This window comes from Paraburkholderia sp. SEWSISQ10-3 4 (assembly GCF_030464785.1).
GTDB lineage: Bacteria > Pseudomonadota > Gammaproteobacteria > Burkholderiales > Burkholderiaceae > Paraburkholderia > Paraburkholderia aspalathi.
Genome location: NZ_JALPRI010000005.1, coordinates 19,654 through 38,331, shown reverse-complemented (window position 1 = coordinate 38,331; position 18,678 = coordinate 19,654). Strand labels below are relative to the sequence as shown.

At 60.5% G+C, this 18,678-nt stretch carries 19 protein-coding genes; 17 read left to right on the top strand and 2 right to left on the bottom strand.

Annotated features, from left to right (window positions below):
- Positions 1–85: 85 nt before the first annotated feature.
- From nuoG to M0D68_RS13405, 17 genes are all read left to right on the top strand, one after another.
- Entirely contained in the window at positions 86–2,419 is a 2,334-nt protein-coding gene (gene nuoG, locus M0D68_RS13485; RefSeq protein WP_266224523.1) for an NADH-quinone oxidoreductase subunit NuoG, read from the top strand.
- Complete coding sequence (gene nuoH, locus M0D68_RS13480; protein ID WP_054034958.1) at positions 2,420–3,484, top strand: NADH-quinone oxidoreductase subunit NuoH; 1,065 nt, start codon at positions 2,420–2,422, stop codon at positions 3,482–3,484.
- Between the two features lie 15 nt (positions 3,485–3,499).
- Positions 3,500–3,988 carry an NADH-quinone oxidoreductase subunit NuoI gene (gene nuoI, locus M0D68_RS13475; RefSeq protein WP_054034957.1) on the top strand — a complete coding sequence of 163 codons (489 nt, stop codon included), beginning with the start codon at positions 3,500–3,502 and terminating at the stop codon, positions 3,986–3,988.
- Between the two features lie 214 nt (positions 3,989–4,202).
- Positions 4,203–4,892: an NADH-quinone oxidoreductase subunit J gene (locus M0D68_RS13470; RefSeq protein ID WP_054034956.1), complete on the top strand. Its 690-nt coding sequence runs from the start codon at positions 4,203–4,205 to the stop codon at positions 4,890–4,892.
- A gap of 20 nt (positions 4,893–4,912) precedes the next feature.
- Positions 4,913–5,218 (top strand): NADH-quinone oxidoreductase subunit NuoK, encoded by a 306-nt coding sequence (gene nuoK / locus M0D68_RS13465; protein ID WP_013339863.1) that lies wholly within the window; start codon positions 4,913–4,915, stop codon positions 5,216–5,218.
- 17 nt (positions 5,219–5,235) lie between these two features.
- Positions 5,236–7,308, top strand: coding sequence for an NADH-quinone oxidoreductase subunit L (gene nuoL / locus M0D68_RS13460; RefSeq protein ID WP_093639643.1), 2,073 nt, complete (start codon positions 5,236–5,238; stop codon positions 7,306–7,308).
- Between the two features lie 14 nt (positions 7,309–7,322).
- A complete protein-coding gene (locus M0D68_RS13455) occupies positions 7,323–8,813 on the top strand; it encodes an NADH-quinone oxidoreductase subunit M (RefSeq protein ID WP_054034954.1) in 1,491 nt (496 codons plus the stop codon).
- A gap of 25 nt (positions 8,814–8,838) precedes the next feature.
- Positions 8,839–10,311, top strand: coding sequence for an NADH-quinone oxidoreductase subunit NuoN (gene nuoN, locus M0D68_RS13450; RefSeq protein WP_093639649.1), 1,473 nt, complete (start codon positions 8,839–8,841; stop codon positions 10,309–10,311).
- Positions 10,311–10,607: a DUF2818 family protein gene (locus M0D68_RS13445; protein WP_054034952.1), complete on the top strand. Its 297-nt coding sequence runs from the start codon at positions 10,311–10,313 to the stop codon at positions 10,605–10,607. The genes nuoN and M0D68_RS13445 overlap by 1 nt, the downstream gene beginning before the upstream one ends.
- A 42-nt stretch (positions 10,608–10,649) precedes the next feature.
- The gene (locus tag M0D68_RS13440; protein ID WP_266224522.1) at positions 10,650–11,234 is read left to right on the top strand and encodes an NUDIX domain-containing protein; all 585 of its coding nucleotides are present in this window, start codon (positions 10,650–10,652) and stop codon (positions 11,232–11,234) included.
- 347 nt (positions 11,235–11,581) lie between these two features.
- A complete protein-coding gene (locus M0D68_RS13435) occupies positions 11,582–11,830 on the top strand; it encodes a hypothetical protein (RefSeq protein ID WP_234487091.1) in 249 nt (82 codons plus the stop codon).
- A 50-nt stretch (positions 11,831–11,880) separates the two neighbouring features.
- Complete coding sequence (locus M0D68_RS13430; protein WP_200621915.1) at positions 11,881–12,405, top strand: AlpA family transcriptional regulator; 525 nt, start codon at positions 11,881–11,883, stop codon at positions 12,403–12,405.
- Between the two features lie 252 nt (positions 12,406–12,657).
- Entirely contained in the window at positions 12,658–13,083 is a 426-nt protein-coding gene (locus tag M0D68_RS13425) for a DUF1178 family protein (protein ID WP_093639658.1), read from the top strand.
- Positions 13,084–13,131: 48 nt separating this feature from the next.
- Entirely contained in the window at positions 13,132–14,328 is a 1,197-nt protein-coding gene (locus tag M0D68_RS13420) for an acyl-CoA dehydrogenase family protein (protein WP_200621917.1), read from the top strand.
- 10 nt (positions 14,329–14,338) lie between these two features.
- On the top strand, positions 14,339–15,466 hold the full coding sequence (locus tag M0D68_RS13415) for an acyl-CoA dehydrogenase family protein (protein WP_200621918.1): 1,128 nt from the start codon (positions 14,339–14,341) through the stop codon (positions 15,464–15,466).
- Between the two features lie 35 nt (positions 15,467–15,501).
- The gene (locus tag M0D68_RS13410; protein WP_093639668.1) at positions 15,502–15,960 is read left to right on the top strand and encodes a MaoC family dehydratase; all 459 of its coding nucleotides are present in this window, start codon (positions 15,502–15,504) and stop codon (positions 15,958–15,960) included.
- On the top strand, positions 15,957–16,436 hold the full coding sequence (locus M0D68_RS13405) for a MaoC family dehydratase (protein ID WP_266224521.1): 480 nt from the start codon (positions 15,957–15,959) through the stop codon (positions 16,434–16,436). Before M0D68_RS13410 ends, M0D68_RS13405 begins: the two co-directional genes overlap by 4 nt.
- A 149-nt stretch (positions 16,437–16,585) precedes the next feature.
- Here the strand turns inward: M0D68_RS13405 and M0D68_RS13400 are convergent, their stop codons facing one another.
- Together M0D68_RS13400 and M0D68_RS13395 are read right to left on the bottom strand one after the other, a co-directional pair.
- Complete coding sequence (locus tag M0D68_RS13400) at positions 16,586–17,287, bottom strand: glutathione binding-like protein (RefSeq protein ID WP_093639674.1); 702 nt, start codon at positions 17,285–17,287, stop codon at positions 16,586–16,588.
- A gap of 128 nt (positions 17,288–17,415) precedes the next feature.
- Positions 17,416–18,675 (bottom strand): acyl-CoA dehydrogenase family protein, encoded by a 1,260-nt coding sequence (locus M0D68_RS13395; RefSeq protein WP_175052875.1) that lies wholly within the window; start codon positions 18,673–18,675, stop codon positions 17,416–17,418.
- Positions 18,676–18,678 lie beyond the last annotated feature (3 nt).

The window sequence follows — 18,678 nt, the reverse complement described above, 5'->3', positions numbered from 1 at the left end:
CGTCATCCGCGGGATTCATCGCCTGAAACGGGCGCTGAACAGGGCGAACGATTGAGCGGTAACAGGTTAAGGAAGATTGACCATCATGGTTGAACTTGAAATAGACGGCAAGAAAGTAGAGGTGCCTGAAGGCAGCATGGTGATCCAGGCTGCGCATAAGGTCGACACGTACATTCCTCACTTCTGCTATCACAAGAAGCTGTCGATTGCGGCCAACTGCCGGATGTGTCTGGTCGATGTCGAAAAGATGCCGAAGGCCGTGCCTGCATGCGCCACGCCGGTGTCGGCAGGCATGATCGTGCGCACCAAGTCGGACAAGGCCGTGAAGGGCCAGCAAGCCGTGATGGAATTCCTGCTGATCAATCATCCGCTGGATTGCCCGATCTGTGATCAGGGCGGTGAGTGTCAGCTGCAGGATCTGGCGGTGGGTTACGGCAAGTCGTCGTCGCGCTATAGCGAAGAAAAGCGTGTCGTGTTCCACAAGAACGTCGGCCCGCTGATCTCGATGGAAGAAATGTCGCGTTGCATTCACTGCACGCGTTGCGTCCGCTTCGGTCAGGAAGTTGCCGGCGTGATGGAACTCGGCATGCTGGGCCGCGGCGAGCATTCGGAAATCACGTCGTTTGTCGGCAAGACGGTCGACTCCGAACTGTCGGGCAACATGATCGATCTGTGCCCGGTGGGCGCGCTGACCAGCAAGCCGTTCCGCTACAGCGCCCGCACATGGGAACTGTCGCGCCGCAAGTCGGTGAGCCCGCACGATTCCGTCGGCGCAAACCTTGTGGTGCAAGTGAAGAACAATCGCGTGATGCGTGTTCTGCCGTTCGAAAACGAATCCATCAACGAATGCTGGATTTCGGACAAGGACCGCTTCTCGTACGAAGGTCTGAACAGCCCGGAACGTCTCACGCAGCCGATGCTCAAGCAAGGTGGCAAGTGGGTCGAGACCGACTGGCAATCCGCGCTTGAATACGTGGTCAAGGGTCTGAAGGGCATCAAGGGCGACCACGGCGCGAACGCGCTGGCCGCACTCGGCAGCGCCCACAGCACCGTTGAAGAACTGTTCCTGTTGAAGCAGCTGGCCCAGGCGGTCGGCACGCCTAACGTCGACTTCCGTCTGCGTCAGTCGGATTTCTCCGCACCTGCCAACGGTGCGCCGTGGCTCGGTACGGCGATCGCCGACCTCTCGAACCTCGACGCCGCATTGGTGATCGGTTCGGACCTGCGCCGCGATCATCCGCTGTTTGCCGCGCGTCTGCGTCAAGCCGCCAAGAGCGGCACGAAGCTGACGTTGGTGCAGGCCACCAACGACGATGCGCTGATTCCGCAAGCGCAACGCGTGGTTGCCGCGCCGTCGGCATGGCTCGACGCACTGGCTGGCATCGCGGGCGCGGTGTCGGAAGCAAACGGCGTTGCACTGCCGGAAGCCTTCGCCGGAGCGCAGCCGACGGACGCCAACAAACAAATCGCGAAGTCGCTCGTCACCGGCGAACAGCGTGTGGTGTTGCTCGGCAACGGCGCGGTCCGTCATCCGGACTTCGCTGCGATTCACGCCGCGGCGCAATGGATTGCAGACGCGACCGGCGCAACGCTGGGTTTCCTCACAGAAGCCGCCAACACGGTCGGCGCGCATCTCGTGAACGCTTTGCCGGGCGAGGGTGGTTTGAATGCTCGCGAAGTGTTCGAGCAACCGCGCAAAGGCTATGTGTTGCTGAACGTCGAACCGGAATTCGACACGGCCAATCCGGCGCAGGCTTTGGCCGCGCTGAAGCAGGCTGAAATGGTTGTCGTGATGTCGCCGTTCCAGATGGGCGCTGAATACGCTGACGTCCTGCTGCCGATCGCACCGTTCACGGAAACGGCCGGCACGTTCGTCAACGCCGAAGGTACCGTGCAGACGTTCAACGGCGTCGTGCGCCCGCTCGGCGACACGCGTCCGGCATGGAAGGTCTTGCGCGTCCTCGGCAGCCTGCTCGGCGTGCCGGGCTTCGAATTCGACACCTCGGAAGAAGTGCGCACGGCCGCTCTTGGCGATGGCGAGATCAAGTCGCGCCTGTCGAACAAGACGGGCGCCACGGTTGCACGCGGCAAGGCAGCGAAGGCGGCAGAAGGCAAGTTTGAGCGTATCGCCGATGTGCCGATCTACCACGCGGACTCGCTGGTGCGTCGCGCCGAATCGTTGCATCTGACGGCAGCGGCACGTGCAGCGAATTCGGCTGGTCTGCCGGCTGTGCTGTTCGACAAACTGGGTTTGAAGGAAGGCGACGCAGTGCGCGTGCGCCAGGGCGAGCAATCGGTGCAGTTGCCGGCCGTGCGCGACGCAAATCTTGCGGAGACGGTCGTCCGCGTATCGGCGGCTACGCCTGCCGGTGCAGCGCTGGGCAGCCTGTTCGGTGAACTGGTGGTGGAGAAGGCGTAAATGAGCTTGTTCGATACGATCAACTCGGGCGGCACCCAGCTTCTCGGTGTGGCATGGCCCACGGTGTGGGCACTGGTGCGCATCTTGGTGGTGGCCGTCGTGATCCTGCTGTGCGTGGCTTACCTGATTCTGTGGGAGCGCAAGCTGATCGGCTGGATGCACGTGCGTCTCGGTCCGAACCGCGTGGGCCCGGCAGGTTTGCTGCAGCCAATCGCCGACGTGCTAAAGCTGTTATTGAAAGAAGTGATTCAGCCGGCTCAGGCGAGCCGCTGGATCTACATGATCGCGCCGATCATGGTGGTGGTGCCGGCGTTCGCGGTCTGGGCGGTGATTCCGTTCCAGGCGGGCGCGGTTCTCGGCGACATCAACGCAGGTCTGCTTTACGCGATGGCGATCTCGTCGGTCGGCGTGTACGGCGTGATTCTGGCGGGCTGGGCGTCGAACTCGAAATACGCGTTCCTCGGAGCGATGCGCGCGGCCGCTCAAATGGTCTCGTACGAAATTTCGATGGGCTTCGCGCTCGTCGTCGTGCTGATGACGGCGGGCAGTCTGAATCTGTCGGAGATCGTCGGTTCGCAGGAACGCGGCATTTTCGCCAGCTACGGCCTGAACTTCCTGTCGTGGAACTGGCTGCCGCTCCTGCCGATGTTCGTCGTGTACTTCATCTCGGGCATCGCCGAAACGAACCGTCACCCGTTCGACGTGGTGGAAGGTGAGTCGGAAATCGTCGCGGGCCACATGATCGATTACTCGGGGATGGCGTTCGCGCTGTTCTTCCTCGCCGAGTACATCAACATGATCGTGATCTCGGCATTGGCTGCAACACTGTTCCTCGGCGGCTGGAGCGCACCGTTCGGCTTCCTGTCGTTTGTCCCGGGCATCGTATGGCTCGTCGCCAAGGTTTTCTTCCTGCTGTCGGTATTCATCTGGGCGCGTGCCACGTTCCCGCGCTATCGCTACGACCAGATCATGCGTCTGGGCTGGAAAATTTTCATTCCGGTTTGCGTGGTGTGGCTTATCGTGGTCGGCTTCTGGATCATGTCGCCGTTAAATATCTGGAAATAAAGGGCGGATGAACCCATGACCGCAATCCAAAACTTTTTCAAGACCTTCTTCCTGACGGAGCTGCTCAAAGGCCTCGCGCTGACCGGACGTTACACGTTCCAGCGCAAGGTGACCGTGCAGTTCCCGGAAGAGAAGACCCCGATTTCGCCGCGTTTCCGGGGCCTGCACGCGCTGCGCCGCTATGAAAACGGCGAAGAACGCTGCATCGCCTGCAAGCTGTGCGAAGCGGTGTGCCCGGCACTCGCTATCACGATCGAATCGGAAACCCGTGCGGATAACACGCGCCGCACGACGCGTTACGACATCGACCTGACCAAGTGCATCTTCTGCGGTTTCTGTGAAGAGAGCTGCCCGGTCGATTCGATCGTCGAGACGCACATTCTCGAATATCACGGCGAAAAGCGCGGCGATCTGTATTTCACGAAAGACATGCTGCTGGCGGTGGGCGATCGCTACGAAGCGGAGATCGCTGCGAGCAAGGCAGCCGACGCACCGTATCGTTGAAGCACTTCAGTTGAAGCGGTAATTGCGGCAAAAAGCGCGGCAATAAACGCGGCAGTAAATGCAGCAGTAACACGGCCTGTTGTCGGGCCGAGCGCCGCGGCCTGAGCGCCGCGGCACGGCGCACCTGTGCGGATGTTCTGGCGGTTTCGGCCGCTTTATCCGCCACGTGCCAAAGAACAATGCCTGACGATGGCCTAACGATGAACCGGTAATCATGGAATTCACGACCGTACTGTTCTACATCTTCGCGCTGCTCCTGGTGGTTTCAGGGCTGAAGGTGATCACCTCGCGCAACCCGGTTTCGTCCGCACTGTTTCTGGTGCTGGCGTTCTTCAACGCAGCCGCGATCTGGATGCTGCTGCAGGCCGAGTTCCTCGCGATTCTGCTGGTGCTGGTGTATGTCGGCGCGGTGATGGTGCTGTTCCTGTTCGTCGTGATGATGCTGGACATCAACATCGACGTGCTGCGCAAAGACTTCAAACGCTTCGTGCCAATGGCCACGCTGGTGGGCGCAATCATCGTGATCGAGACTGCGCTGATCCTGTGGCACGGCTACGGCGCGACCGCCACAGCGCTGCGCGACACCACGGCTGCCGCGAACGGTATGGCCGACTGGTCGAACACGCGTCTGATCGGCAAGGTCATCTACACCGACTACATCTTCGCGTTCGAAGTCGCCGGCCTCGTGCTGCTGGTGGCGATCATCGCAGCGATTGCGCTGACCACGAGCCACAAGAAAGACAGCAAGCGCCAGAACGTCAGCGAGCAGGTCAAGGTGCGTGCCCAGGACCGTGTGCGTATCGTGAAGATGGCATCTGAAAAGACCGCGGCAACTGTCGCGGCAGAAGAAGCCGCCGCAGCGGCAGCCGCAGCGGCCGACTCGGCACCTGCTAAAAACAGCTGAGCGGACAGGAGATAGAAATCATGTTGACCCTTGCTCATTACCTTGTCCTCGGCGCGATCCTGTTTGCGATCAGCGTCGTGGGCATTTTCCTGAACCGCCGCAACGTCATCATCATCCTGATGGCGATCGAACTGATGCTGCTGGCGGTGAACACCAATTTCGTCGCGTTCTCGCATTACCTCGGCGACGTGCATGGTCAGATCTTCGTCTTCTTCGTGCTGACGGTTGCAGCAGCTGAAGCGGCGATCGGCCTCGCAATTCTGGTGACCCTGTTCCGTAGCCTCGACACGATCAATGTCGAGGACCTCGATCAGCTCAAAGGTTAATTTCAGGTAAAGCGGTTATGTCAACGACACTCAATGAAAACCTGCTGCTGGCGATCCCGCTGGCACCGCTGGCCGGCTCCCTGATTGCGGGGCTGTTTGGGAAAGCGGTAGGGCGAGCGGGCGCGCATTCGGTCACGATCCTCGGCGTCGCGATCTCCTTCATCCTTTCGGCCATCGTCTTCTTCCAGGTAATGGACGGCGCGAGTTTCAACGCGACGGTCTATGACTGGATGCAGATCGGCCAGACGAAGTTCGAGATCGGCTTCCTGGTCGACTCGCTGACGGCAATGATGATGTGCGTGGTGACCTTCGTGTCGCTCATGGTGCACATCTACACGATCGGCTACATGGCCGACGACGACGGCTACCAGCGCTTCTTCTCGTACATCTCGCTGTTCACGTTCTCGATGTTGATGCTCGTGATGAGCAACAACTTCCTGCAGCTGTTCTTCGGCTGGGAGGCGGTGGGTCTGGTGTCGTACCTGCTGATCGGCTTCTACTTCACGCGTCCGACGGCGATCTACGCGAACATGAAGGCGTTCATCGTGAACCGCATCGGCGACTTCGGGTTCCTGCTCGGTATCGGCCTGCTGTTCGCATTCGCTGGTTCGATGAACTACGGCGACGTTTTCGCGAAGCGCACCGAACTTGCAGCATTGAGCTTCCCGGGTACGGACTGGGGTCTGCTGACGGTCGCCTGTATTTGCCTCTTCATCGGCGCGATGGGTAAGTCGGCGCAGTTCCCGCTGCACGTCTGGCTGCCGGATTCGATGGAAGGCCCGACGCCGATCTCCGCACTGATTCACGCGGCAACCATGGTGACGGCCGGTATCTTCATGGTCACGCGCATGTCGCCGCTGTTCGAACTGTCGGATACGGCGCTGTCGTTTGTGATGGTGATCGGTGCGATCACGGCGCTGTTCATGGGCTTCCTCGGGATCGTCCAGAACGACATCAAGCGTGTGGTGGCTTACTCGACGCTGTCGCAGCTCGGTTACATGACGGTCGCACTCGGCGCATCGGCCTACTCGGTCGCCGTGTTCCACCTGATGACGCACGCGTTCTTCAAGGCGCTGCTGTTCCTCGGCGCGGGTTCCGTGATCATCGGCATGCACCACGATCAGGACATCCGCAACATGGGCGGCCTGCGCAAGTACATGCCGATCACGTGGATCACGTCGCTGGTCGGTTCGCTCGCGCTGATCGGCACGCCGTTCTTCTCCGGCTTCTACTCGAAAGACTCGATCATCGACGCAGTGAAGCTGTCGCATCTGCCGGGTTCGGGTTTCGCCTACTTCGCAGTGGTGGCGAGCGTGTTCGTCACCGCGCTGTACTCGTTCCGTATGTACTTCCTGGTATTCCACGGCAAGGAGCGCTTCCGCGATCCGAAGCATCCGGAATCGCCGATGGGCATCGAAGCGGCAGCGCACGCGCATGACGGTCACGGCCATGACGCACACGGCCATGGCCACGGTCACGACGACCACGCGCATGAGCCGCATGAAACGCCGTGGGTGGTGTGGGTGCCGCTGGTGCTGCTGGCGATTCCGTCGGTGGTGATCGGTGCGATCGGTGTCGGTCCGATGCTGTTCGGCGACTTCTTCCAGCACGGTGTGGCGTTCGACAAGGTGATCTTCATCGGCGAAAACCATCCGGCGCTGCATGAGATGGCGGAAGAATTCCAGGGCTGGGCGTCGATGGGTCTGCACTCGGTTTCGGGTCTGCCGGTGTGGCTGGCACTCGCGGGTGTCGTGGTCGCGTGGTTCCTGTACCTGGTTCGTCCTGATCTGCCGGCTGTCATCAAGCGCGCGTTCGGTCCGATCTACACGCTGCTCGACAACAAGTACTACATGGACAAGATCAATGACGTCGTGTTTGCGCGGGGCGCGGTGGCGATTGGCCGTGGTCTCTGGAAGGAAGGCGACGTCGTGGTTATCGACGGCATCGTCAACGGCAGCGCACGCTTTATCGGCTGGTTTGCCGGCGTGATCCGCTTCCTCCAATCCGGCTACATCTACCACTACGCGTTTGCCATGATTATCGGCATGTTGGGGCTCCTGACCCTGTTTGTAACGCTCGGCGGCAAATAAGGCGAGGGACACTAATGCACGCTTATCCGATTCTCAGTATCGCGATCTGGTTACCGATCCTCGTAGGTCTACTGGTCCTGGCTATTGGTTCCGACCGGAACCCGGCTCCGGCGCGCTGGATAGCGCTGATCGGCTCGGTCGTCAGTTTCATCGTGACGATCCCGCTGATTACGGGTTTTGATTCGAGCACCGCCGATCTGCAGTTCGTCGAAAAGGCGAACTGGATCGAGCGCTTCAACATCACGTACCACCTGGGTGTCGACGGCATCTCGATGTGGTTCGTCGTGTTGACCGCATTGATTACGGTGATCGTCGTGATCGCCGCGTGGGAAGTCATCACGAAGAACGTGGCGCAGTACCTCGCTGCATTCCTGATCCTCTCCGGCATCATGGTCGGCGTGTTCAGTTCAGCGGACGGCATGCTGTTCTACGTGTTCTTCGAAGCGACGCTGATTCCGATGTACATCATCATCGGCGTGTGGGGTGGGGCGAACCGGGTGTATGCGGCGTTCAAGTTCTTCCTGTACACGCTGATGGGTTCGCTGTTGATGCTGGTTGCGTTGCTGTACCTGTACATCCAGACCGGCACGTTCGATCTGGCTACCTGGCAGAACGCGCAGATCGGCATGACCCCGCAGATATTGTTGTTTATCGCGTTCTTCATGGCCTTCGCCGTGAAGGTGCCGATGTGGCCGGTTCACACGTGGTTGCCTGACGCCCACGTGGAAGCGCCGACTGGCGGCTCGGTCGTGCTGGCCGCGATCATGCTGAAGCTCGGTGCCTACGGTTTCGTGCGCTTCTCGCTGCCGATCGCACCGGACGCAAGCCACTTCCTCGCGCCGGTCGTCATTACGCTGTCGCTGATCGCGGTGATCTACATCGGTCTGGTCGCGATGGTGCAGACCGACATGAAGAAGCTGGTCGCGTATTCGTCGATCGCGCACATGGGTTTCGTGACGCTCGGCTTCTTCATCTTCAATCAGCTCGGCGTGGAAGGCGCGATCGTACAGATGATCTCGCACGGCTTCGTGTCGGGCGCAATGTTCCTGAGCATCGGCGTGCTGTACGACCGCATGCACTCGCGTCAGATCGCCGATTACGGCGGCGTCGTCAACGTGATGCCGAAGTTCGCGGCGTTCGTGATGCTGTTCTCGATGGCGAATTGCGGCTTGCCGGGTACTTCCGGTTTCGTCGGCGAGTTCATGGTGATTCTGGCTGCTGTCCAGTACAACTTCTGGATCGCAGGCGGTGCGGCTGTCACGCTGATTCTCGGCGCGGCCTACACGCTGTGGATGTACAAGCGCGTGTACTTCGGCGCGATCGCTAACGATCACGTGAAGGGCCTCGTCGACATCAACCGTCGCGAATTTTTCATGCTGGCAGTGCTCGCCGCACTGACGCTGTTCATGGGCCTGTATCCGAAGCCCTTTACCGATGTGATGCACGTATCCGTGGAAAACCTCCTCTCCCACGTCGCGCAGTCCAAACTGCCGTTGCCACAGTAATGCAGAGCGGAGGAATTTAAAGATCATGCAAAACGCCCCTATGACTGCCCTGTTGCCCGACGCACTGGTGATGCTCGCCGTTGTGGTCGCGTGGCTCAACGACACGTTCGTCGGCCAGGCCGGTCGCCGTACCACGTATTTCATCGCGTTCTTCTCGACGCTGATTGCCGGCATCTGGTTCGCGGTGAACGCGTTCGATCCGCAGGTTCACTACTTCTTCGGTCACATGTATGTGGTGGATTCGTTCGCCAGCGTGATGAAGGCGGTGGTGACGCTCGGCTATGCCGTGTCGATCGTTTATTCGCGCCGGTACCTCGAGGATCGCGGGTTGTTCCGCGGTGAGTTCTTCCTGTTGGGCATGTTCTCGTTGCTCGGTCAGCTCGTGATGATCTCGGGCAACAACTTCCTGACGCTGTACCTCGGTCTGGAATTGATGTCGCTGTCGCTGTACGGTGCGATCGCACTGCGCCGTGATGCGGCGCCTTCGAACGAAGCCGCAATGAAGTACTACGTGCTCGGCGCGCTGGCTTCCGGCTTCCTGCTGTACGGTATTTCCATGCTGTACGGTGCAACCGGTTCGCTCGACCTGAACGAAGTGTTCAAGGCGATCGGCACGAGCCACTACGATCCGAGCGTGCTGCTGTTCGGCGTGATCTTCATCGTGGCAGGCGTGGCGTTCAAGATGGGCGCAGTGCCGTTCCACATGTGGGTGCCTGACGTGTATCAGGGCGCTCCAACGGCCATGACGCTGATGGTCGGTGGTGGCCCGAAGGTGGCGGCATTCGCGTGGGGCCTGCGCTTCCTCGTGATGGGTCTGCTGCCGCTGGCGGTCGAATGGCAGGAAATGCTGGTGATCCTGGCAGCGCTATCGCTGATCGTCGGCAACATCACCGGTATCGTGCAACGCAACGTCAAGCGGATGCTCGCGTATTCGGCGATCTCGAACATGGGCTTCGTGCTGCTGGGCCTGCTGGCCGGTGTGGTCGACCACAAGACCACGGGCGCCGCCAACGCGTACGGCTCGGCGATGTACTACAGCATCGTCTACCTGATCACGACGATGGGCACCTTCGGCATCATCATGCTGCTGGCGCGCCGCGATTTCGAAGCGGATACGCTCGAGGACTTCAAGGGCCTGAATCAACGTAGCCCGGTGTTTGCGTTCGTCATGATGGTGATGATGTTCTCGCTCGCCGGTATCCCGCCCGCGGTCGGCTTCTACGCCAAGCTCGCGGTGCTGCAGGCAACCATGAATGCCGGCTTGACCTGGCTGACCGTGCTGGCCGTGATCACTTCGTTGTTCGGTGCCTTCTACTACCTGCGTATCGTCAAGCTGATGTACTTCGACGAACCGCAAGACAAGTCGCCGATTCTCGCCGACACGAGCACGCGTGCTCTGCTGGCGCTGAACGGTGTTGCCGTGCTGGTGCTCGGTATCGTGCCGGATCCGCTGTTGAAGGCCTGCCTGCAGGCTATCCAGCACACGCTGCTGCTCTGATGTCGGCTGCGGGTTGGTTTATCGTGTTGTTGGCGCTGGTCGGCGCCAACCTGCCGTTCCTGAATCAGCGCCTCTTCGCCGCCGTGCCGTTGAAAGCGGTGAAGAAGAGCGCCTGGATCCGGATTGCCGAGTTGATCGTGCTGTACTTTGTGGTCGGCGCGCTCGGTTTCCTGCTGGAAGCGCGCGCGGGTAACCGCTTCGAACAGGGGTGGCAGTTCTACGCGATCACGTTCGCGCTGTTCGTCGTATTCGCATTTCCCGGCTTTACCTTTCAGTATCTCGTCAAACGTCGCTGACGGCGTCTCGCCGTCGCGCACCACGCTGTCCAGAGGTCGCATATGGCTGAACTTCCCGATCACGACGCTGCGCTCACCGAGACCTGTCTCGAGAGCAAAACGATCCATCAAGGGCCATTCCTGACGCTCAAGTGCGATACGGTCCGCTTGCCCGACGGTAAGCAGGCCACGCGCGAGTATGTCCAGCATCCGGGCGCCGTGATGGTGATTCCGCTATTTGACGACGGCCGCGTGTTGCTGGAAAGCCAGTATCGCTATCCGATGGGCAAGGTCATGGTCGAGTATCCTGCGGGCAAGCTCGATCCGAACGAAGGCGCGCTGGCCTGCGCGAAACGCGAGTTGCAGGAAGAGACCGGCTATACGGCGCGCGAGTATGTTTATCTGACGCGCATTCATCCGATCATTTCCTACTCGACCGAATTCATCGATATTTACCTGGCGCGCGGGCTCACTGCCGGCGAGCGCAAACTCGACGACGGCGAATTCCTCGAACTGTTCACGGCCAGCGTCACCGATATGCTGGAATGGGTACGCACGGGCAAGGTGACGGACGTGAAAACCATCATTGGCACGTTCTGGCTGGAAAAAGTTTTGGCGGGTACCTGGCCAATGGCCGAGCCGCAATAGCGCGCACGGTTCAGAACGCAAGAACGCTAAACGGGCGCGGCTCACACGCCGGTTAGAAAATCCGCAAAAAGCCCCTGTTGGTCTACGACCGGCAGGGGCTTTGTCATTGTGGGCACGATATCGACTCAATGCGTAACCCCCCGTGTCTGAAAAACGGGCTCCAGTCCTATGCCATTTGACAGTCTCGCCCCGTAGCCGTTGTCACTCTAGTATCGACATCTGGCAACGAGGTTTGTTATCGCACTTATTTTGGATAACGAAGGGTGTGGGACATATTTGGTTATGACCGTGCCCGCATGGTTGTCACTTGACAACCATGCGGGCACGGGCTAAATTGGAGGGTATAGATGGTTCGTGGAGTCCATTCAAAGAAAGAGGTCGAGGCCGCGCTGGTTTACGCTGAAAGAAACGGCTGGCGCGTGCAAGGTGGCGGCAAAGGTCACGCGTGGGGAAAGATTTACTGTCCGTACAACGACGCGGAATGCCGTTGCGGCGAGTTTTGCATCTCGAGTGTGTGGAGTACGCCAAAGAATCCCGGCAATCACGCAAAGCACCTCAGGCGCATTGTCGACAATTGCACGACACGTCGGCAGTAAAAGTGTTCGAAGGGCAAAGGCCCGCAGTTGAATGAAGGTAGGAGTAGCTTATGGAATATGTGTTCACCTTGAAGTACCGGCTCTCGGCCGAAGACTGCGATCTTGACGAGATCGTCGAACGGCTGGGCGAAGCTGGATGCGATGACGCTACGATCGGCGTGGGGCAACCGGGGCGCATGGCACTGGTTTTTGCTCGTGAAGGCACGTCGGCATTCGAAGCGCTCGTCAGCGCACTCAAAGATATCAAGCAGGCAGTGCCGTCTGCGCGCCTTGTCGAGGCGGGGCCGGATTTCGTCGGCCTGACGGATGTCGCTGAGGTCGCGGGCGTGTCACGGCAAAACATGCGCAAGCTCATGCTGAGCCACGCAATCGACTTTCCGCCGCCGGTTCACGAGGGCAGTGCGTCGGTGTGGCATCTGTCGGACATCCTGGGTTGGCTGACCGAGCGTGGCGGGTATGACATCAAGGCGGACGTATTCGATGTCGCGAAATCGGCCAAACAGATCAACCTTGCCAAAGAGGCGCGTGAACTCGAACCGCAACTTAACCGCCGGCTCGAATTTCTGGTGGCTTAAAAGGTGCGCAGCGGCCAGCTGCGCGAACCTATGAACTCCATACAACCAGCGTGCCTTTTTTATTGACGGGTTCGGTGTGCCGCTCACCGATTGAGCGACCTTCGGCAGCCCACTGCGCAAAGCGTTAAAATCGCGCACCGCGTTCGATTTGTCAGCGACGCCTGGCGTCAACGCGCCGTCCGTAAAAATTTACGAACGACCGTTCACAAATGTCCATTTTGCGCTAAACTGGCACGCAAGCCCTGATTCCACATGAAGGTCCTCGATTTACAGTGTCCGCATGGCCATCGGTTCGAAGGCTGGTTTGCTTCGGCTGATGACTTCGAGTCGCAGCAGTCCCGCAAGCTCGTCGAATGTCCGATCTGCGGTGCGAACGAAGTGAGCCGTCTGCCATCGGCGCCCCGACTGAATCTGTCGGGAGCGACCGAAGCGAAAGTCCCTGCGGATACGGGAGAAATGCAGGCGCGCGTCATGCGTGCCTTGCGCGAGGTACTGGAAAAGACTGAGAACGTGGGTGACCGCTTCGCCGAGGAAGCACGGCGCATTCACTACAACGAAGCGCCTGCACGCAATATTCGCGGTGTCACGACACCGGAAGACGCGAAAGCTTTGGTCGAAGAAGGCATCGAAGTGATGCCGTTGCCGGTCCCGGCTGCCTTGAAGGAACCGCTGCAATAGCGCAGTGGCTCACTGGCGGCGGGCGGTTGCGGCCAGGAGACACGACGCATGAATCTGGACTATTCCCCCGCTGACGACGCATTCCGCGCCGACATCCGCGCCTGGCTCGAAGCGAATCTGCCTCGCGAGCTGAGCGACAAAGTACTCAACCATAAGCGTCTGAACCGCGAAGACTTCGCGGATTGGCACAAGCTGCTCGGCACGCGCGGCTGGTCGGTCGTCGCGTGGCCGAAAGAATACGGCGGCCCGGGCTGGGACGCGACCCAACGGCATATCTGGGACGAAGAGTGCGCGCGTATCGGCGCGCCGTCCGTGCTGCCGTTCGGCGTCTCCATGGTGGCACCCGTGCTGATGAAGTACGGCAATGAGGCGCAGAAACGCCACTATTTGCCGCGCATTCTCGACGGCACGGACTGGTGGTGTCAGGGCTATTCCGAACCGGGCTCCGGTTCCGACCTGGCCTCGCTGCGCACCCGCGCCGAGCGCGTTGGCGATCACTACGTGGTCAACGGCCAGAAAACCTGGACCACGCTCGGCCAGTACGCCGACATGATGTTCTGCCTCGTGCGCACCGATAGCGGCGCGAAAAAACAGGAGGGCATCTCGTTCCTGCTGATCGACATGAAAACGCCCGGTATTACCGTGCGCCCGATCATCACGCTGGACGAAGAGCACGAAGTCAACGAAGTCTTTTTCGAAGACGTGAAAGTGCCGGTCGAGAATCTGGTCGGCGAAGAGAATCGTGGCTGGACCTACGCGAAGTACCTCCTCGGGCACGAGCGCACCGGCATTGCGCGCGTCGGGCAATCGAAGCGCGAACTGGTATTCCTGAAACGCCTCGCGCTGGCTCAGAAGAAGAACGGCAAGCCGCTGCTGCAAGATCCTGTGTTCGCCGCGAAAGTCGCAAGCCTCGAGATCGAAATGATGGCGCTCGAAGTCACCGTGCAACGCGTGGTCGCCAATGAAACGGGCGGGCGTGGGCCGGGTCCGGAAGCCTCGATGCTCAAGATCAAGGGCACGGAAGTGCAGCAGGCGTTGACCGAACTGATGTTCGAAGCGGTCGGGCCGCTCGCCGCGCCATTCGACGTGCCGTTCCTTGAAGGCGAACGCGAACATAGCCTCGCCGGCGACGATGACGCCGCGCCGCTGGCCGCGTACTACTTCAACTTCCGCAAGACGTCGATTTACGGCGGCTCGAACGAAATTCAAAAGAACATCATCGCGCAGATGATTCTTGGACTCTGAGGAGCGGCGCATGGACTTCACTTTCAACGACGAACAACAGCAATTCGCTGACGCGCTGCGCCGCTACCTTGACAAGAGCTACGGGTTCGAGGCGCGCCAGGCGATCGTGCGAACGGAAGCCGGTGTGTCGGACGCGCACTGGACAGCTTTCACCGAACTGGGCTTGACTGCGTTGCCGGTGCCGGAAGCGCAGGGTGGCTTCAACGGCAGCCCGATCGACATGCTGGTGGTCATGCAGGAGCTCGGGCGCGCTCTGGTGGTCGAGCCGTACTGGGCGACCGCTGTGGGTATCGAGGCGCTGCGGCTGGCGGGCACCGGGCAGGGCGAAGACGCATCGCTGCTCGAACGTGCGGCCCAGGGCGAGATCAAGCTGGCAGTGGCATTTCACGAGCCGCACGCTCGCTATGATCTGTTCGAGGTCGACACGGTTGCGAACGGCCAAGACAATCAGCAGACGTTGACCGGCACGAAATCGGTTGTGCTGCACGGTGCGCAAGCGGATTACTGGATCGTGCCGGCTCGGCTGAATGGCGAGATCGCGCTTTTTGTCGTCGCCCGCGATGCGGCCGGCGTCAAAGTCACCGACTACCGCACAATCGACGGCCAGCGCGCCGCGACGCTCGAGTTCGATGGCACGCCTGCACGCCAGCTCGCCGGCAAACACTCGGGTGCCGCAGCGCTCGAGCACATTGCAGACTACGGCACGGTGTTGCTGTGCGCGGAAGCGGTCGGCGCGCTCGACGCACTGAACCATGCAACGGGCGAGTACACCAAGACGCGCCAGCAGTTCGGCCAGCCGATCGCACGTTTCCAGGCGCTACAGCATCGCATGGTCGAGATGTTGATTCACGCCGAGCAGGCGCGTTCGATCACTTATCTCGCGGCCGTGCGTTACACCAGCGCAGACGCCGACGAACGTCGCCGCGCCGTCTCCGCAGCGAAGACGCGGGTCGGGCAGGCCGCCCGTTTCGTCGGTCAGCAGGCGGTGCAGTTGCACGGCGGCATGGGCGTCACGAACGAGGTCGCCGCGGCGCATCTGTTCAAACGCCTTGCTATCATCGAAACCACATTGGGCGATGTCGATCACCATCTCGCGCGCTTCGCCGCGCTGCCCGGTTTTGTCTCGACCGAAGCCTGATCAGCCGGTCGAATCGGATAAGAAAGAGGTGTGCGATGGGTCTGAGTTACGAGGACATGGTAGTCGGCACGACTACAGAAATCGGCAAGCATACTTTCACGCGTGAAGAGATCGTCGAGTTCGCGGAGAAGTTCGATCCGCAGCCATTCCACGTGGACGACGCTGCAGCCGCAGCATCGCCGTTTCGCGGACTGGTCGCAAGCGGCTGGCATACCTGTTCGGTCATGATGGGCATGCTGGTGCGCAACGCGATCGCGGGTTCCACCTCGATGGGCTCGCCCGGTATCGACGAGATTCGCTGGCTGAAGCCGGTACGTGTCGGCGACACGATCACGATGATGAACGCGGTACTCGACAAACGTGTTTCGGAGAGTAAGCCGGATCGCGGCATCGTTTCGACGCAGTGGGAAGGCATCAACCAGCACGGCGAAACCGTGATTACGGTGCGTTCGAAAGGTTTGTTCGGACTGCGCAATCCGGGCGCCGCGTCATGACGGGCGGCAACGCGGTAGCCGCCGTAACGTTTGGAGACGCAGCGGCGTTGCGTGCGTTGATTGGCGCTGAGCCGCTCGTTAGCGACTGGCTGACGGTCGATCAGGCAAGCGTCGATCGTTTCGCTGAGGCCACCGGCGATCATCAGTGGATTCACGTCGACCCCGAACGGGCGCGGCGTGAGTCACCGTTTGGTGGGCCGGTCGCGCATGGGTTCATGACACTGTCGTTGATTCCGGCGTTGCTCGGCAAGACGGTGGCGCTTAAGCAGCGTATGGGCGTCAACTACGGATTGAATCGTGTGCGGTTCACGTCGCCGGTGCTGGTCGGCTCGCAGTTGCGCGCCCGGTTTGCGGTGGAATCCGTTACCGACGTCGACAACAGCGGTGTGCAGGTCGAGTGGAGTGTGACGCTGGAGCGGCAGGGCAGCGAGCGGCCGGTCTGCGTCGCGGAGTTCATTACGCGACACTATTTCTAACCGTTCACAGCCGACCGGGTGGCAAAAAAGCGCGAGTGGCAGTGATGCCGCCTCGCGCTTTTTTATTTCGATGCCTCAACAGATGGCAATGCCGCAGTCGTTGTCAATGCGAACGAGCGCGCCGATGCTATGGATCGGCGGCACGACGACTACCGCTTCGCGTACTGCGTCGCGCCGAACAGCATCTCCTTAGCCTTGTCGTCCATGAGCGGCTTGCGGGCTGACGCCAGCACCTCGACACCGCGTACCACCGCCGGACGCGCGGCAATTTCTTCATGCCACCGCTTCACATTCGGGAGCGTATCCAGCTCGATGCCCTGGTTTTGCCACGAGCGCGTCCACGGAAATGCGGCGATGTCAGCGATCGTGTAGTCGTTGCCGGCCAGATATCGAGTCTTGCCGAGCTGCGTATCCATCACGCCATAGAGACGCCGCGTTTCGTTCGTGTAGCGATTGATTGCGTATTCGATCGGCTCCGGCGCGTAGATGCGGAAATGATGCGTTTGCCCAAGCATCGGACCGATGCCGCCCATCTGGAACATCAGCCACTGCAGGGTGGCATAGCGTGCGGCCGGATCAGTCGGCAGGAATTTGCCGGTTTTCTCCGCCAGATAAATCAGAATGGCACCCGATTCGAATAGCGCGAACGGCTTGCCGTCAGCGTCTTTAGGACCTTCGGAATCAGTGATTGCCGGAATCTTGTTGTTCGGGCTAATCGCGAGGAACTCGGGTTTGAACTGGTCGCCCGCGCCGATATCGACGCCGTGCGCCGTGTACGCGAGGCCCGTTTCCTCGAGCATGATGTGAACCTTATGGCCGTTCGGGGTTGCCCAGCTATAGACGTCGATCATCCTGGCTCCTTCGTTTCGTGAAAGCGGCGCCACAATGGGCGCCGCTGTTGACGAAAATTAGAGCATAGATCGGCCAATGCTGCTGGCGGTGAACCCGCGCGCGGTCGGCTGCCGCCCCGACCTCGATCTCAAACCCGCGTAATCGGCGTTTCCACTTGGGCCGCAGCACCCGCATCCATATAACGCGCCAGTTCGAGCTTTGCGATCGCGTTGCGGTGCACTTCGTCGGGGCCATCGGCGAAGCGCAACGTTCGCGCGTTGGCGTACGCATACGCCAATGGGAAATCGTCGCTGACGCCGCCACCGCCGTGCGCCTGAATCGCCCAGTCGATCACCTGGCATGCCATATTCGGCGCGACCACCTTGATCATGGCGATCTCGCCGCGCGCGCCCTTGTTGCCGACCGTGTCCATCATGTACGCGGTCTTCAACGTCAGCAGGCGCGCCTGTTCGATCATGCAGCGCGCTTCGGCCATGCGCTCCTGCGTGACGCCTTGTGCGGAAACCGGCTTGCCGAAAGCGACGCGTTGCATGGAACGTTTGGCCATGAGTTCGAGCGCGCGCTCGGCGAGACCGATCAGGCGCATGCAGTGATGGATGCGTCCCGGTCCGAGGCGCCCTTGGGCGATTTCGAAGCCGCGCCCTTCGCCAAGCAGCATGTTGGTAGCCGGCACGCGCACGTTTTCGAGCGTGATTTCCATGTGGCCGTGTGGCGCGTCGTCATAGCCGAATACGGTGAGCGGGCGGTGCACGGTGATGCCTGTGGCATCGGCGGGAACGAGGATCATCGACTGCTGTGCATGACGCGGCGCCTCAGGATCGGTCTTGCCCATCACGATGTAGACCTTGCAGCGCGGGTCCCCAGCACCGGACGACCACCACTTGTGGCCATTGATCACGTAGGTGTCGCCATCGCGCACGATGCTCGTCTGGATATTGGTCGCGTCCGACGACGCCACCTCTGGCTCGGTCATCAGAAACGCCGAGCGGATCTGCCCTTGCAGCAGCGGTTCGAGCCATTCGCGCTTGTTGTCGTCGCTGCCGTAGCGCTCGATCGTTTCCATGTTGCCGGTGTCGGGCGCATTGCAGTTGAACACTTCCGGCGCCCAGGGCACACGGCCCATTATCTCGCAGAGCGGTGCGTATTCAAGATTTGTCAGACCGGCGCCGCGTACCGATTCAGGCAGGAACAGGTTCCACAAACCGGCGTCGCGCGCTTTCTGTTTTAGTTGTTCGATCAGTTCGGTCGGCAGCCACGCGTTTCCGTTCTGACGATTGCGCGCGATCTCGGCATAAAACGCCTGCTCATTCGGATAGATGTGTTCGTCGAAGAAGGCGAGCAGTTTCTCGCGCAGCGCCTGCACCTTCGGGGTGTAATCGAAATTCATGTA